The organism is Streptococcus pseudopneumoniae (assembly GCF_001072375.1).
Taxonomy (GTDB): Bacteria; Bacillota; Bacilli; order Lactobacillales; family Streptococcaceae; genus Streptococcus; species Streptococcus pseudopneumoniae_L.
This window is the reverse complement of record NZ_JVKV01000010.1, coordinates 1-13,896: the sequence shown is the minus strand read 5'-3', so window position 1 is coordinate 13,896 and position 13,896 is coordinate 1. Positions and strand designations below refer to the sequence as shown.

General features: G+C 40.3%; 16 protein-coding genes and 1 pseudogene. 13 read left to right on the top strand and 4 right to left on the bottom strand.

What is annotated here, in order from left to right; translation table 11 throughout:
• Positions 1 to 30: 30 nt before the first annotated feature.
• From glnA to dnaJ, 9 genes are all read left to right on the top strand, one after another.
• Positions 31 to 1,377 carry a type I glutamate--ammonia ligase gene (glnA, locus tag ADH31_RS00660; protein ID WP_049508282.1) on the top strand — a complete coding sequence of 449 codons (1,347 nt, stop codon included), beginning with the start codon at positions 31 to 33 and terminating at the stop codon, positions 1,375 to 1,377.
• A gap of 119 nt (positions 1,378 to 1,496) precedes the next feature.
• Positions 1,497 to 1,817: a PadR family transcriptional regulator gene (locus ADH31_RS00655; protein ID WP_049508281.1), complete on the top strand. Its 321-nt coding sequence runs from the start codon at positions 1,497 to 1,499 to the stop codon at positions 1,815 to 1,817.
• Positions 1,817 to 2,392, top strand: a complete 576-nt coding sequence (locus ADH31_RS00650) for a DUF2812 domain-containing protein (RefSeq protein ID WP_049508279.1) — start codon at positions 1,817 to 1,819, stop codon at positions 2,390 to 2,392. The genes ADH31_RS00655 and ADH31_RS00650 overlap by 1 nt, the downstream gene beginning before the upstream one ends.
• Before the next feature lie 34 nt (positions 2,393 to 2,426).
• Positions 2,427 to 2,933, top strand: a complete 507-nt coding sequence (locus tag ADH31_RS00645) for a DUF2812 domain-containing protein (protein ID WP_049508277.1) — start codon at positions 2,427 to 2,429, stop codon at positions 2,931 to 2,933.
• Between the two features lie 165 nt (positions 2,934 to 3,098).
• Complete coding sequence (gene hrcA / locus ADH31_RS00640; RefSeq protein WP_049508275.1) at positions 3,099 to 4,133, top strand: heat-inducible transcriptional repressor HrcA; 1,035 nt, start codon at positions 3,099 to 3,101, stop codon at positions 4,131 to 4,133.
• A gap of 26 nt (positions 4,134 to 4,159) precedes the next feature.
• The gene (grpE, locus tag ADH31_RS00635) at positions 4,160 to 4,675 is read left to right on the top strand and encodes a nucleotide exchange factor GrpE (RefSeq protein WP_049508274.1); all 516 of its coding nucleotides are present in this window, start codon (positions 4,160 to 4,162) and stop codon (positions 4,673 to 4,675) included.
• A gap of 323 nt (positions 4,676 to 4,998) precedes the next feature.
• Positions 4,999 to 6,822: a molecular chaperone DnaK gene (dnaK, locus tag ADH31_RS00630; protein WP_049508272.1), complete on the top strand. Its 1,824-nt coding sequence runs from the start codon at positions 4,999 to 5,001 to the stop codon at positions 6,820 to 6,822.
• Positions 6,823 to 7,106: 284 nt separating this feature from the next.
• Complete coding sequence (locus tag ADH31_RS00625) at positions 7,107 to 7,739, top strand: DJ-1/PfpI family protein (protein ID WP_049508271.1); 633 nt, start codon at positions 7,107 to 7,109, stop codon at positions 7,737 to 7,739.
• 313 nt (positions 7,740 to 8,052) lie between these two features.
• Positions 8,053 to 9,189, top strand: coding sequence for a molecular chaperone DnaJ (gene dnaJ, locus ADH31_RS00620; RefSeq protein ID WP_049508269.1), 1,137 nt, complete (start codon positions 8,053 to 8,055; stop codon positions 9,187 to 9,189).
• 86 nt (positions 9,190 to 9,275) lie between these two features.
• Here the strand turns inward: dnaJ and ADH31_RS00615 are convergent, their stop codons facing one another.
• The 3 genes from ADH31_RS00615 to ADH31_RS00605 all read right to left on the bottom strand — a co-directional run bounded on the left by ADH31_RS00615 (position 9,276) and on the right by ADH31_RS00605 (position 10,722).
• Positions 9,276 to 9,929 (bottom strand): hypothetical protein, encoded by a 654-nt coding sequence (locus ADH31_RS00615; RefSeq protein ID WP_049508266.1) that lies wholly within the window; start codon positions 9,927 to 9,929, stop codon positions 9,276 to 9,278.
• 85 nt (positions 9,930 to 10,014) lie between these two features.
• On the bottom strand, positions 10,015 to 10,302 hold the full coding sequence (locus ADH31_RS00610) for a hypothetical protein (protein WP_045763640.1): 288 nt from the start codon (positions 10,300 to 10,302) through the stop codon (positions 10,015 to 10,017).
• A 9-nt stretch (positions 10,303 to 10,311) separates the two neighbouring features.
• A complete protein-coding gene (locus tag ADH31_RS00605; protein ID WP_049508265.1) occupies positions 10,312 to 10,722 on the bottom strand; it encodes an HIT family protein in 411 nt (136 codons plus the stop codon).
• A gap of 67 nt (positions 10,723 to 10,789) precedes the next feature.
• On the opposite strand from ADH31_RS00605, the gene ADH31_RS00600 reads away from it, so the two are divergent.
• Together ADH31_RS00600 and ADH31_RS00595 are read left to right on the top strand one after the other, a co-directional pair.
• Positions 10,790 to 11,521, top strand: a complete 732-nt coding sequence (locus ADH31_RS00600; protein WP_049508263.1) for an ABC transporter ATP-binding protein — start codon at positions 10,790 to 10,792, stop codon at positions 11,519 to 11,521.
• Complete coding sequence (locus tag ADH31_RS00595) at positions 11,518 to 12,567, top strand: ABC transporter permease (RefSeq protein WP_049508261.1); 1,050 nt, start codon at positions 11,518 to 11,520, stop codon at positions 12,565 to 12,567. The genes ADH31_RS00600 and ADH31_RS00595 overlap by 4 nt, the downstream gene beginning before the upstream one ends.
• A 156-nt stretch (positions 12,568 to 12,723) precedes the next feature.
• Here the strand turns inward: ADH31_RS00595 and ADH31_RS00590 are convergent, their stop codons facing one another.
• A complete protein-coding gene (locus ADH31_RS00590) occupies positions 12,724 to 13,053 on the bottom strand; it encodes a hypothetical protein (protein WP_049508259.1) in 330 nt (109 codons plus the stop codon).
• A 276-nt stretch (positions 13,054 to 13,329) separates the two neighbouring features.
• On the opposite strand from ADH31_RS00590, the gene ADH31_RS00585 reads away from it, so the two are divergent.
• A complete protein-coding gene (locus tag ADH31_RS00585) occupies positions 13,330 to 13,668 on the top strand; it encodes a LytTR family DNA-binding domain-containing protein (RefSeq protein ID WP_049508257.1) in 339 nt (112 codons plus the stop codon).
• Positions 13,669 to 13,672: 4 nt separating this feature from the next.
• A pseudogene (locus tag ADH31_RS00580) lies at positions 13,673 to 13,896 on the top strand (DNA-binding response regulator); the annotation flags it as partial.

The following is a 13,896-nucleotide window of genomic DNA, read 5'->3' as shown; positions in this document are numbered from 1 at the left end:
CGCAAGTCGTCATATATAAGGAGAAAAACCATGCCAATCACAGCTGCAGATATTCGTCGTGAAGTTAAGGAAAAAAATGTAACCTTTATCCGTCTCATGTTTTCAGATATTTTGGGAACTATGAAAAACGTCGAAATTCCTGCTACAGATGAACAACTAGACAAGGTCTTGTCAAACAAGGCTATGTTTGATGGATCTTCTATTGAAGGGTTTGTTCGTATCAACGAATCAGATATGTACCTATACCCTGACTTGGACACTTGGACAGTCTTTCCTTGGGGAGATGAGAACGGTAGTGTCGCAGGATTGATCTGTGATGTCTATACAACAGAAGGGGAACCATTTGCAGGAGACCCTCGTGGAAACCTCAAACGTGCTCTTCGTCACATGGAAGAAGTTGGATTCAAATCTTTCAACCTTGGACCAGAACCAGAATTCTTCCTATTTAAGCTTGATGAAAATGGAGATCCAACTCTTGAGGTAAATGACAAGGGTGGTTACTTTGATTTGGCGCCTACAGACCTTGCTGACAACACTCGTCGTGAGATTGTTAATGTCTTGACCAAAATGGGATTTGAAGTTGAAGCAAGTCACCACGAAGTTGCTGTAGGTCAACATGAGATTGACTTTAAGTACGATGAAGTTCTTCGTGCTTGTGATAAGATTCAAATCTTTAAACTTGTTGTAAAAACAATTGCCCGTAAACATGGTTTGTATGCAACCTTTATGGCTAAACCAAAATTTGGTATCGCTGGTTCAGGTATGCACTGTAATATGTCTTTGTTTGATGCGGAAGGAAACAATGCCTTCTTTGATCCAAATGATCCAAAAGGAATGCAGTTATCAGAAACTGCTTACTACTTCCTTGGTGGTTTGATTAAACATGCCTACAACTATACAGCTATCATGAACCCAACTGTTAACTCATACAAACGTTTGGTGCCAGGCTACGAAGCCCCTGTTTACATCGCTTGGGCAGGTCGCAATCGTTCACCACTTGTTCGCGTACCAGCATCACGCGGAATGGGAACACGTTTGGAGTTGCGCTCAGTGGACCCAATGGCAAACCCTTATATTGCTATGGCTGTTCTTTTAGAAGTTGGTTTGAACGGTATCGAAAATAAAATCGAAGCACCAGCACCAATCGAAGAAAATATCTACATGATGACTGCTGAAGAGCGTAAAGAGGCTGGCATCACAGACCTTCCATCAACTCTTCACAATGCTTTGAAAGCTTTGACAGAAGACGAAGTTGTTAAAGCAGCTCTAGGTGAGCACATCTATACTAGCTTCCTTGAAGCCAAACGCATCGAGTGGGCAAGCTATGCAACTTTTGTCTCACAATGGGAAATTGATAACTACCTAGATCTTTACTAATGATAAATCAAAAAGATTGTCCGTGAGGACGATCTTTTTTTCTTGCATTTTATATCGAGGTGTGATATATTCTCTATAACGAAGTGCGATATATCAAACTAAATAGGAGGTCTGGTTAAATGGAATTAACAGATAAGATTAGGCGTGTCTACCTTCCCATGACTGAAACGGGATTTTATATTCTGTTTTGTCTGCAAAAGGAGAACCATGGCTATGGTATTACGCAAAAGGTCAAAGAAATGACAGATTCGCAGGTTTCGATTAGTCCTGGAACTATGTATGGAACCCTGTCAAAGATGGAAAAGGATGGTTTGATTTCCTTTGTCCGAGAAGAGGAAAAACGAAAAATCTATCAGATAACAGACTTGGGCCGTAAAGTTTTAGAGATTGAGTTGAAACGTATTGAACGACTCTACAGAAACAGTCGGGAGGAGCTTTGATGGAAAAGAAAGTTGTTTATAGAATTGCTACCATTGCGGATTATGATAGAGAGGCTCTCTATCTCGGAGAAATGCATGCTCAGGGCTGGAAACTTAAGGAAGTAAGCTATTCTAACTTAGTAGTTGCGGTTAAGTATACTTTTGAAAAGTGCCAACCGGAGCAGGTGGTTTATCAGTTGGACTTTTATCCTATGAAAAAATCAGAGAGAGCTTCCTATTTACAATTATATAAAGACTGTGGCTGGGAGCATATTACAAACTTTAATGGTTTTTCCTACTTTAGAAAGCTTTATTCTGGAGTTGAGTCGGATGCCGAGTTTGAAATTTATAATGACGCGGCCGGGAAGTTAGCAATGGTCAAGAAGATTTTAACAATGCGGATGCTTCCTGTTTTGCTTCTCTTTTCAGCGCTACTACCGGTTTTCTCAAAGTTACTCAGTGGAAGAAGTTATTTCAGTTGGGGAATGTTTTTGATTGTTATCATAGACTGTACTTTATTGATAGTTTTCGCGATTCAGATTTCTTATATTTTTTGGAGATTGATTCAAAAGTGGAAAGAATTATCTGATAAATAAAACCATGCATGTTTTCTAATTTGGAGGTCAGACAATGAATAGCAAAGTACAATTTCGAATGTTTATCATTTTTGATTTGGATAAGGTAGAAGAGTATTTGCATGAGATGCATTTGAAAGGTTGGAGATATAAAGCAAATCGTTTTGGCTTTTTCTATTTTGAGCAATGCCAACCAGATGATGTGGTTTACTGTGTATGGAATACTAGCTATCTTAGAAAAAATGAGGTAGATTTACAAAGTATTAAGGATAGAGGATGGGAATTTGTGGAAAATTGTTCTTATTCTGTTTTTCGAAAGGCAACTGATGATTTAGTTCCGAACGATCAAATTTTTATGAACAATCGTCTTAGATGGGATGGTGTGAAATCTGGACTTCGTACATCTACAGTTTCTATCTCTGGTGGTCTTGTTGTTTGTATGAGTCTGTTTCGCGAAAGTCTCTCTCAGTCTTTCTTCCTTATTTTTGCCCTATATGCTCTCATGATTACTTATCTAATCTATAGTTTTTATAGACTTAAACGGAAATATCTGGTTGATTGACAATAGTTTCTAGGTCCTCAGACTGATTTTTAGCACTCTTAACAAAAGAGTGCTAATTTTTTGAGTTTTTGTCTTGACATTCTCTTTTAAGGGTGTATAATAGAATCATAAGTTAGCACTTGAATGTATCGAGTGCTAAAAGATCTATCAGAGAGGAGTAGCGAGATGGTTACAGAACGTCAGCAGAATATTTTAAATCTGATTATTGACATCTTTACCAAAACGCACGAACCTGTTGGATCTAAAGCATTGCAAGAGTCTATTAACTCCAGTAGTGCTACCATTCGAAATGATATGGCAGCTCTAGAAAAGCAAGGTTTGCTTGAAAAGGCACATACTTCCAGTGGTCGGATGCCGAGTGTGGCTGGTTTTCAATACTATGTCAAACACTCCCTATCCTTTGACCGTTTAGCTGAAAATCAAGTTTATGAGATTGTAAAAGCCTTTGATCAAGAATTCTTCAAACTTGAGGATATCCTTCAAGAGGCAACTAAAATCTTGTCAGACTTGAGTGGTTGTACGGTTGTAGCACTGGATGTTGAACCAAGTAGGCAGAAGCTAACAGCTTTTGATATCGTTGTCCTCGGACAACATACAGCACTGGCAGTTTTTACGCTTGATGAGTCTAGAACAGTTACCAGTCAGTTTTTGATTCCGAGAAATTTCTTGCAGGAGGATTTAAATCGCCTCAAGACCATGATTCAAGAGCGTTTCCTGGATCAAACTGTTTTGGATATTCACTACAAGATTCGGACAGAGATTCCGCAGATTATCCAACGTTACTTTACAACAACGGATAACGTCATGGACCTCGTTGAACATATCTTCAAAGAAATGTTCAATGAAAATATCGTGGTTTCTGGAAAAGTCAATCTTCTGAATTTCGCAAATCTAGCAGCTTATCAGTTTTTTGATCAGCCACAAAAAGTAGCTTTAGAAATTCGAGAGAATCTGATTGGCGACCAGATGCAAAGTGTCCGAGTTGCGGATAGCCAAGAATCTTGTCTTGCTGACTTAGCGGTGATTAGCAGTAAGTTCCTGATTCCTTATCGTGGATTTGGAATTCTTGCGATTATAGGTCCGGTTAATCTGGATTATCAACAATTGGTCAATCAACTTAATGTTGTCAATCGAGTTTTGACTATGAAGTTGACGGATTTTTACCGCTATCTCAGCAGTAATCACTATGAAGTGAATTAAGATTGAAATCATTAAAGGAGGCGAAAATGGCCCAAGATATTAAAAATGAAGAAGTAAAAGAAGAGGAAGTTGTGGAAACAGCTGAAGAAACAACTCCTGAGAAGTCTGAATTGGACTTGGCAAATGAACGTGCCGAAGAATTTGAAAACAAATACCTTCGTGCTCATGCAGATATGCAAAACATTCAGCGCCGTGCCAATGAAGAACGTCAACTCTTGCAACGCTATCGCAGCCAAGATTTGGCCAAAGCAATCTTGCCATCACTGGATAACCTTGAACGTGCCCTTGCCGTCGAAGGGTTGACAGATGATGTGAAGAAGGGCTTGGAAATGGTCCAAGAAAGTTTGATACATGCTCTGAAAGAAGAAGGAATTGAAGAAATTCCAGCAGATGGTGAATTTGACCATAACTACCATATGGCCATTCAAACAGTCCCAGCAGATGACGAACATCCAGCAGACACCATCGCACAAGTCTTCCAAAAAGGCTACAAACTCCATGACCGCATCCTAAGACCGGCTATGGTAGTGGTTTATAACTAGGCAATTCTGACGGTAGCTAAAGCAACTCGTCGTCGAAATAATATCGATTTCGACTTCTCGTGTCACAACCTATATACATTGAAACCTTGTCCGAAACGACAATAAACTATGAAAGAAAGATAAAGAATGATTCAGCTTTGCCAATAGTGAGCGAAGCGAACCAAAGGCGATACTCTTCGCCGTGGCGGTATTTTCGCAAACTTTGAGACCTGAGGCTCAAAGTTTAGTCAAAGAGATTGACGAAGTCAAGCTCTGACGGCGTCGCCACTTAAGAAGAGTATCAAAAAGAAAAAAAGAAGAAAAAACAACAAGGAGAAAAACATATGTCTAAAATTATCGGTATTGACTTAGGTACAACAAACTCAGCAGTAGCAGTTCTTGAAGGAACTGAAAGCAAAATCATTGCAAACCCAGAAGGAAACCGCACAACTCCATCTGTAGTGTCATTCAAAAACGGTGAAATCATTGTTGGTGACGCTGCAAAACGTCAAGCAGTCACAAACCCAGATACAGTGATTTCTATCAAATCTAAGATGGGTACTTCTGAAAAAGTTTCTGCTAACGGTAAAGAATACACTCCACAAGAAATCTCAGCTATGATTCTTCAATACTTGAAAGGTTATGCTGAAGAATACCTTGGTGAAAAAGTAACTAAAGCAGTTATCACAGTTCCAGCTTACTTCAACGATGCTCAACGTCAAGCAACAAAAGACGCTGGTAAAATCGCTGGTCTTGAAGTAGAACGTATCGTCAACGAACCAACTGCAGCAGCCCTTGCTTACGGTTTGGACAAGACTGATAAAGAAGAAAAAATCTTGGTATTCGACCTTGGTGGTGGTACATTCGACGTATCTATCCTTGAATTGGGTGATGGTGTCTTTGATGTATTGGCAACTGCAGGGGACAACAAACTCGGTGGTGACGACTTTGACCAAAAAATTATCGACCACTTGGTAGCAGAATTCAAGAAAGAAAACGGCATTGACTTGTCAACAGACAAGATGGCTCTTCAACGTTTGAAAGACGCGGCTGAAAAAGCGAAGAAAGACCTTTCTGGTGTAACTTCAACACAAATCAGCTTGCCATTCATCACTGCTGGTGAAGCTGGACCTCTTCACTTGGAAATGACCTTGACTCGTGCGAAATTTGACGATTTGACTCGTGACCTTGTAGAACGTACAAAAGTTCCAGTTCGCCAAGCCCTTTCAGATGCAGGTTTGAGCCTGTCAGACATTGACGAAGTCATCCTTGTTGGTGGTTCAACTCGTATCCCAGCCGTTGTAGAAGCTGTTAAGGCTGAAACTGGTAAAGAACCAAACAAATCAGTGAACCCTGATGAAGTTGTTGCCATGGGTGCTGCTATCCAAGGTGGTGTGATTACTGGTGATGTCAAAGACGTTGTCCTTCTTGACGTAACTCCATTGTCACTTGGTATCGAAACAATGGGTGGAGTCTTCACAAAACTTATCGATCGCAACACTACTATCCCAACATCTAAATCACAAGTCTTCTCAACTGCAGCAGACAACCAACCAGCCGTTGATATCCACGTTCTTCAAGGTGAACGCCCAATGGCAGCAGATAACAAGACTCTTGGACGTTTCCAATTGACAGATATCCCAGCTGCACCTCGTGGTATTCCACAAATCGAAGTAACATTTGATATCGATAAGAACGGTATCGTATCTGTTAAAGCCAAAGATCTTGGAACTCAAAAAGAACAAACAATTGTTATCCAATCTAACTCAGGTTTGACAGACGAAGAAATCGATCGCATGATGAAAGATGCAGAAGCTAACGCTGAAGCAGATAAGAAACGTAAAGAAGAAGTTGACCTTCGTAACGAAGTAGACCAAGCAATCTTTGCGACTGAAAAGACAATCAAAGAAACTGAAGGTAAAGGCTTCGATGCAGAACGTGATGCTGCCCAAGTTGCCCTCGATGAGCTTAAGAAAGCCCAAGAAGACAACAACTTGGACGAAATGAAAGCAAAACTTGAAGCATTGAACGAAAAAGCTCAAGGACTTGCCGTTAAACTCTACGAACAAGCCGCAGCAGCCCAACAAGCTCAAGCAGGAGCAGAAGGCGCACAAGCAACAGGAAACGCAGGCGATGACGTCGTAGACGGAGAGTTTACTGAAAAGTAAAACAATCCAGTGGATTGTTTTAGCGGAACCTCCTGAAATAAAGAAAGGTTCCGAGATTTTAGGATTCCTTTAATCCGAAACTCAATTCAGCTTAACTCGTTAAGAATGACTAATCACTAAAGTGATTGTCATTCTACGGCAATCGCTATGGCGACTTGCCTAAACGCCTTACTAGTTCAAAAACAAAGTATAATCGACTTTGTTTTTGAACGTCGTAATAATAAGAAGAAATCCAGAGGTTGCAACCCAGCCTCTGTTTTTCGGTAAAATAGAGGATGTTGCGAATGAAAAAAGTACTTTGTATCATTTATCCTAATTTTTCTCTCTATGAGATAACCGCTTTAACAAGTACTTTAGCTCTGTCTTTTGACGTCACGATTGATTATGTCGCTTCAGATCACTCGATGGTGGTCTCTGAGGATGGTTTGCCCTGTCAACCGACCAAAACACTGGATCAAATAAATCTAGAAGATTATTCTTGTGCCATTTTGCCAGGAATGGTAAACATAGGACCTGCCCTACAGGATGAGAAATTGATTTCGTTCTTGAGGGACCTTGGTGAGCGAGATGTCTTGATTGTAGCCATTTCTTCAGCGCCTCTTTTATTAGCGAAAGCAGGTCTGTTGAAGGACACGAAATTTACAGGTGGAATTTGGCAAAACTTCTTTGACTATTTTGAATTTCTTCCTCGTGAGAATTTCCAACCGAAAGTGGTTGTGCAAGATAAACAGATCATTACGGCTATAGGATTCGCACATCAAGAGTTTGCAAGGGAAGTGATTCTAAGTCTAGGTTTGGCGGAAAATACTGACAACTATTTTAAAGAAAAAAACGAGTACTCTGAAGAGGATTTGATATTTACTCTATCAGATGAAGATTTTGATCAAGTGAAGCGAAGTATAGAAAATACCCTCTAAAGATTTACATAAAAATTATAGAAAGGAACAAAGAGTGTTTGGGAAATTGTAGCCAAGCTCTGAAGTTTCTTACTCAATATAAAAGAAAGGAATTGAACCCGACCTACATCGAGGTTTGATTTACAACATCAATAGAAAGGAACAAAGAGTGTTCGGGGAATTGTAGCCGAGCTCTGAAGTTTCTTACTCAATATGAAAGAAAGGAAATGAACCCGACCTAAATTCTCGGAAAAAAGATAAATCTGTCTAGGAGCATCGCTCCTGCGTCAGATTTCCTATTTTTCAGTCGAATTTTACGGTCTTGGTATCTTAAATGAACAATACTGAATTTTATGACCGTTTGGGCGTTTCGAAAAATGCATCTCAAGATGAGATCAAGAAAGCCTATCGGAAATTATCTAAAAAATATCACCCAGATATCAACAAGGAACCTGGTGCTGAGGACAAGTACAAGGAAGTTCAAGAAGCTTATGAGACCCTAAGTGATGAACAGAAACGTGCTGCTTATGACCAATATGGTGCGGCTGGAGCCAACGGTGGCTTTGGTGGTGCTGGCGGTTTCGGAGGCTTCGACGGAGCAGGTGGCTTTGGCGGATTTGAAGATATCTTCTCAAGCTTCTTTGGTGGTGGCGGTGCATCACGTAATCCAAACGCCCCTCGTCAAGGTGACGACCTCCAGTATCGCGTTCATTTGACTTTTGAAGAAGCTATTTTTGGTACAGAAAAGGAAGTCAAATACAATCGTGAAGCAAGCTGTCGTACTTGTAATGGGTCTGGTGCTAAACCTGGAACAAGTCCAGTTACTTGTGGACGCTGTCATGGTTCAGGTGTGATCAATGTTGATACCCAAACACCTCTCGGTATGATGCGTCGCCAAGTAACCTGTGATGTCTGTCATGGCCGTGGTCAAGAAATCAAAGATCCATGTACAACCTGTCATGGAACTGGTCATGAAAAACAAGCCCATAGCGTACACGTAAAAATCCCTGCTGGTGTGGAAACAGGTCAACAAATCCGCCTAGCTGGTCAAGGTGAAGCTGGCTTTAATGGTGGTCCTTATGGTGACTTGTATGTAGTAGTTTCGGTGGAAGCAAGTGATAAGTTTGAACGTGAAGGAACTACTATCTTCTACAATTTGAACCTTAATTTTGTTCAAGCAGCACTTGGTGATACAGTAGACATCCCTACAGTTCATGGTGATGTAGAATTAGTCATTCCAGAAGGAACTCAGACTGGTAAACGATTCCGCCTACGCGGTAAAGGTGCGCCTAGCCTTCGTGGTGGTGCCCTTGGTGACCAATACGTGACTGTCAATGTTGTGACTCCAACAGGCTTGAACGAACGACAAAAAGCAGCCTTGAAAGAATTCGCAGCTGCAGGTGATTTGAAAGTAAATCCAAAGAAAAAAGGCTTCTTTGACCATATTAAGGATGCCTTTGAAGGAGAATAAAGCATAAAGTAAAAAGAGCCTTCGGGCTCTTTTTCGTGCAATCTTTAGGATTTTAGCATGGGAGAAATCATTTTCCGACTGGTCTGTTATTGATATTTTTGAGTTAGCAAGCCAGCCTCATCCATGTCCTGGATGAGTTGCTTGAGTTCTGCTTCCTTGCCTGGCTTAACGGTGACGGTATCAATGCGCTTAATCGCCGAATTATCCTGAATATTCACCAAGGTCAAAGCTTTTTCATAGAATGCGATTCCCTTTTTCATGCTTTCCGAATCATTCAAAGTTAGAATTGTGTAAGAAGAATGTGATTTCTTTCCGTTTTCTCGGAAATACTTCTCGCCTTCCTCCTCTAAAAATTGGGATAAACCATGATTGAATAAGTTGTCCTCTACTGAATAGTAGGAAATCTCTTCTGTGTTTAAGACATAGACTTTGAGTTGGTTTTTAGTGAGATTTGGACTTTCTTTTAGGACAGGGTGGCTATTGACGACATCATCAGAGAAAGTCACATAAAAATCTAAGCCCCCACCCTCGAATTGATAGCTTCCATTTGATTCTACTTTTTCAGGAGGCAGGTCAAGGGAGATAAAGATTTGTTTTAAGGCTTCATTTCCTTCTCGGATGTCACTTGGTGAGGCCTTGAAAAGATTGGCCAGTATTAGAAATGCCAGAGCTGCAAGAAGGCAGAGACCACCACAAATAATCAGGATGATCCGCGTCAAAACTTTAAAAAACTGTTTCATTTTCATGCCCTCCCTAATCTGTTAGGATCTGCTGACCCAAAATGGCTTTAAAGGGGAATAAGGAAAGTTGGAGATTTTCTTTTCCTTAGTTTTCTTCAGTTTCCTGCAATTCTTTTAGTACAGCTAATCTTGTTTGGACGTCTTTTTCCAAGACTTTAAACTTATAGGTCAAATCTTTTTGATATTCCTTGATGAGTTCTTTTTGTTGGTCGATAATTTGCAGGCTATCTTGGATGATATCCAAGTCATCCTTAATGGCTTCAACGCGATCAGTAGTATCTAAAACTTCTTCAGTGATAGCTTGGCGATTTTTAACGAGGAGGTAGGAACCAACTGCAGAGCCTGCAAAAAGTAGTAAGTTTGATAGTTTCATAGTGACTCCTTAAGCATTTTTGATAGTTTCAGCGACTTGGGCAAGTTTGTCGAAGTCTGGTTCGTGTGCGATAAAGTCAATCTTGAGGTCGTCATCTGCACTGTAACGAGGAACAAGGTGGACATGGGTATGGAAAACAGTTTGTCCAGCTACTTCCTCGCAGTTGGCGATGATATTCATACCAGCAGCCTTGGTAGCTGTCATGACTTTTTGAGCAATCTTTGGTACTTGTGCGAACAGTTGGCTAGCGCTTGTAGCATCCATTTCTAAAAGATTGCGATGGTGTTCTTTGGGTACGACCAAGGTGTGACCAGGGGTCACTTGTGAGATATCAAGGAAGGCAAGAACTTGATCATCTTCGTAAACCTTTGATGCGGGAATCTCCCCTGCGATAATTTTACAAAAAATGCAATCTGACATAAAATCTACCTCTACTGTATTGAATTTTGATATAATATAGCTACATTATACCAGATTTGGAGAAAATATGTTAGAAATTAAAAATCTGACAGGTGGCTATGTTCATGTTCCTGTCTTGAAAGATGTGTCCTTTACAGTCGAGAGTGGACAGTTGGTCGGTTTGATCGGTCTCAATGGTGCTGGGAAATCAACGACCATCAATGAAATTATTGGACTTTTGACACCTTATAGTGGAGAAATAAACATCGACGGGCTAACCTTAGGTGCTAATCCTCGTGAATATCGTCAGCAGATTGGTTATATTCCTGAAACTCCTAGTTTGTACGAAGAATTAACTCTCAGAGAACATATCGAGACGGTTGCCATGGCCTATGGTATTGAGCAAAACCTAGCTTTTGAACGTGTAGAACCGCTTTTAAAAATGTTCCGTTTGGATCAGAAGTTGGATTGGTTCCCTGTTCATTTTTCAAAAGGGATGAAGCAGAAGGTCATGATTATCTGTGCCTTTGTTGTGGATCCGAGTCTCTTTATCGTCGATGAACCTTTCCTTGGTCTTGATCCTCTGGCGATTTCGGACTTGATTCAGCTTTTGGATCTTGAAAAGAAAAAAGGGAAGTCTATCCTCATGAGTACCCACGTTCTTGACTCTGCTGAAAAAATGTGTGACTCTTTTGTCATTCTTCATAAAGGCCAAGTGAGAGCTAAAGGGGATCTTGAAGAGCTGAGACAAGCTTTTGCCATGCCAGAAGCAAGTCTCAATGATATCTATTTGGCTTTGACCAAAGAGGAGGACCGATGAAAGAGTTGTTTCTAAAGCGAAAGCAGGCTTTTCGTAAAGAGTGTGTCGGTTATCTTCGCTATGTGCTCAATGATCACTTTGTCTTGTTTTTACTGGTCTTAGTAGGTTTTCTAGCCTATCAGTATAGTCAACTGCTCCAGCATTTTCCTGAAAATCATTTACCGATCCTAGGTTTAATTGGGATTATCTCTGTTTTACTCATGCTTTGGGGAGGAATAGCAACCTATGTGGAAGCGCCTGATAAGCTCTTTCTCTTAGTAGCTGAAGAAGAAGTGAGAGAACACATCCAGAAGCAAAGTTTAGTTTCCTTCATCTTTTGGGTTAGTGTACAGACTCTCTTTTTGCTCTTTTTTGCTCCGTTATTTTTAGCCATGGGCTTAGGCTTAGGAGTTTTTGGGGCCTATGTTCTTCTGTTGGGAGTCGGGAAATATTTCCTGTTTCAGAAAAAGACTGGCAAGTTTTTTAGTGCAAATCATCTGGACTGGGACTATGTGATTGCCCAAGAAAGTAAACGCAAGCAGTTTTTACTTCGTTTCTTTGCCCTCTTTACCCAAGTCAAGGGAATTTCAAACAGCGTCAAGAGACGAGCTTATCTAGATGTTATCCTAAAAGCAGTTCAGAAGGTGCCGAGCAAGATTTGGCAGAACCTCTATCTTCGTTCTTATCTGCGAAATGGAGATCTTTTTGCCCTCAGTCTTCGCCTCCTCTTCCTATCTTTGCTGGCGTTGATCTTTATCGAGCAGTCTTGGATTGCGACAGCAGTAGTGGTTCTATTTAACTACCTCTTGCTCTTTCAGTTATTGGCCCTCTATCACGCCTTTGATTACCAATATTTGACTCAACTTTTCCCGCTAGACAAGGGGCAAAAGGAAAGGGGATTACAGGCGGTTGTCCGAGGATTGACTGGTTTTGTTTTATTGGTTCAACTGGTAGTTGGGGTGATTACCCTCCAAGAAAAACTAGCTCTTTTAGCCCTGCTTGGAGCTGGATTGGTCTTACACATCTTGTATCTCCCTTATCAGGTGAAACGTCAGATGCAGGACTAAATCTTATAAGATTAGATGAAAAAATAAGTTGAGTTCAGGTTGGCTCAACTTATTTTTATTTACGTGACCTCAATGAACATCAAAGAGTAAACCAGAAACTAGCCGCAGATTACTCAAGAAGAGTCTAACATGGTTTGAAGAGATTTTTGAAGACTATTACAAGATAAGGGTTGGTCCGTAGAGACTCAACTTGGTCTTGACTTGGTCAAAGTGAAAGCGGTCATAGGCTCTCCAAGCGGCGCGAGTAGGAGCGTCTGGATTGAGAGCACTGAGGCCCAGGAGAAGACTGGAAGTTTGGTAAAATTTTTCCAGCTCAATCAAGAATCGATTATCCACTGTCTCAGCTTTAGAGAGAAAGCAGAGGATATTGTCCAGTTGCTCCTGAAAGCGGACATCGTCAGCTGTTGCTTGTTTGCAGACTTGGTAAGCTTTGTTTAACTCAGTTATCAGTGTCTGAGCTCTTTTGATTGGATTTGTATCCGTCATGAGAATTCCTCCTTTGTGATGGTTTTAAAGTTATTTTAAGCCTTTGTCTTTCTAATCATAGCCTATCACTTTTTACTCTTTTTTTACTTTCAAATCTTTAATTGTCATTGAAATTTCCTGAATGGTAATAGCGAAATTTTATGATAAAATAGTTGTAAGGTTATCATAGTTATTTCAAAAAAACTTCGACTCTTTAGGAATTTTTAAGAACCGTTTAGGATTTGGTGAAAAATAGTTTCTAGACTTATGGTATCCTCTTTTTAGGAGGTGTTATCCATGAACTATATCATCGTTCAAAAAGAGAAAGAAATTTTCAAATTAAACATAAAGGATATCTACTATATCCAAACGCATCCAAGGAAAGCCCATACCGTGCAGATTGTTACAGAAGACGCTAGCTTTGATCTGTTTCAAAATTTAAGCAAGCTTGAAAAACAATATGGGGAAACTTTAACGAGATGTCATCGAAATTGTCTGGTCAACCTTGAACGAGTAAAATCCATGGAACTCCAATCGAAGATTCTTTTTCTTGGAGAAGAAGATCGATATGCTGTTCAGTATTCCAGACGTCGTTATAGAGAAATTCGCCAAAAATGGTTGAGACAAGGAGAGTAAGAAGATGAGAATATTTGTTTTAGAAGATGATTTTTCCCAACAAGCAAGAATTGAAACGACGATTGAAAAACTTTTGAAAAAACAGAGTATCATTCCCAGTTCTTTTGAGGTCTTTGGAAAGCCAGACCAATTGCTGGCAGAGGTGCATGAGAAGGGGGCGCATCAGCTTTTCTTTTTGGACATTGAGATTCGAAATGAAGAGATGAAGGGACTAGAAGTAGCTAGAAA

Bases quoted from the DNA above. Each gene is read 5' to 3' on its own strand.
- glnA (WP_049508282.1), top strand. From the start codon at position 31: ATGCCAATCACAGCTGCAGATATTCGTCGTGAAGTTAAGGAAAAAAAT.
- ADH31_RS00655 (WP_049508281.1), top strand. From the start codon at position 1,497: ATGGAATTAACAGATAAGATTAGGCGTGTCTACCTTCCCATGACTGAA.
- ADH31_RS00650 (WP_049508279.1), top strand. From the start codon at position 1,817: ATGGAAAAGAAAGTTGTTTATAGAATTGCTACCATTGCGGATTATGAT.
- ADH31_RS00645 (WP_049508277.1), top strand. From the start codon at position 2,427: ATGAATAGCAAAGTACAATTTCGAATGTTTATCATTTTTGATTTGGAT.
- hrcA (WP_049508275.1), top strand. From the start codon at position 3,099: ATGGTTACAGAACGTCAGCAGAATATTTTAAATCTGATTATTGACATC.
- grpE (WP_049508274.1), top strand. From the start codon at position 4,160: ATGGCCCAAGATATTAAAAATGAAGAAGTAAAAGAAGAGGAAGTTGTG.
- dnaK (WP_049508272.1), top strand. From the start codon at position 4,999: ATGTCTAAAATTATCGGTATTGACTTAGGTACAACAAACTCAGCAGTA.
- ADH31_RS00625 (WP_049508271.1), top strand. From the start codon at position 7,107: ATGAAAAAAGTACTTTGTATCATTTATCCTAATTTTTCTCTCTATGAG.
- dnaJ (WP_049508269.1), top strand. From the start codon at position 8,053: ATGAACAATACTGAATTTTATGACCGTTTGGGCGTTTCGAAAAATGCA.
- ADH31_RS00615 (WP_049508266.1), bottom strand. From the start codon at position 9,929: ATGAAACAGTTTTTTAAAGTTTTGACGCGGATCATCCTGATTATTTGT.
- ADH31_RS00610 (WP_045763640.1), bottom strand. From the start codon at position 10,302: ATGAAACTATCAAACTTACTACTTTTTGCAGGCTCTGCAGTTGGTTCC.
- ADH31_RS00605 (WP_049508265.1), bottom strand. From the start codon at position 10,722: ATGTCAGATTGCATTTTTTGTAAAATTATCGCAGGGGAGATTCCCGCA.
- ADH31_RS00600 (WP_049508263.1), top strand. From the start codon at position 10,790: ATGTTAGAAATTAAAAATCTGACAGGTGGCTATGTTCATGTTCCTGTC.
- ADH31_RS00595 (WP_049508261.1), top strand. From the start codon at position 11,518: ATGAAAGAGTTGTTTCTAAAGCGAAAGCAGGCTTTTCGTAAAGAGTGT.
- ADH31_RS00590 (WP_049508259.1), bottom strand. From the start codon at position 13,053: ATGACGGATACAAATCCAATCAAAAGAGCTCAGACACTGATAACTGAG.
- ADH31_RS00585 (WP_049508257.1), top strand. From the start codon at position 13,330: ATGAACTATATCATCGTTCAAAAAGAGAAAGAAATTTTCAAATTAAAC.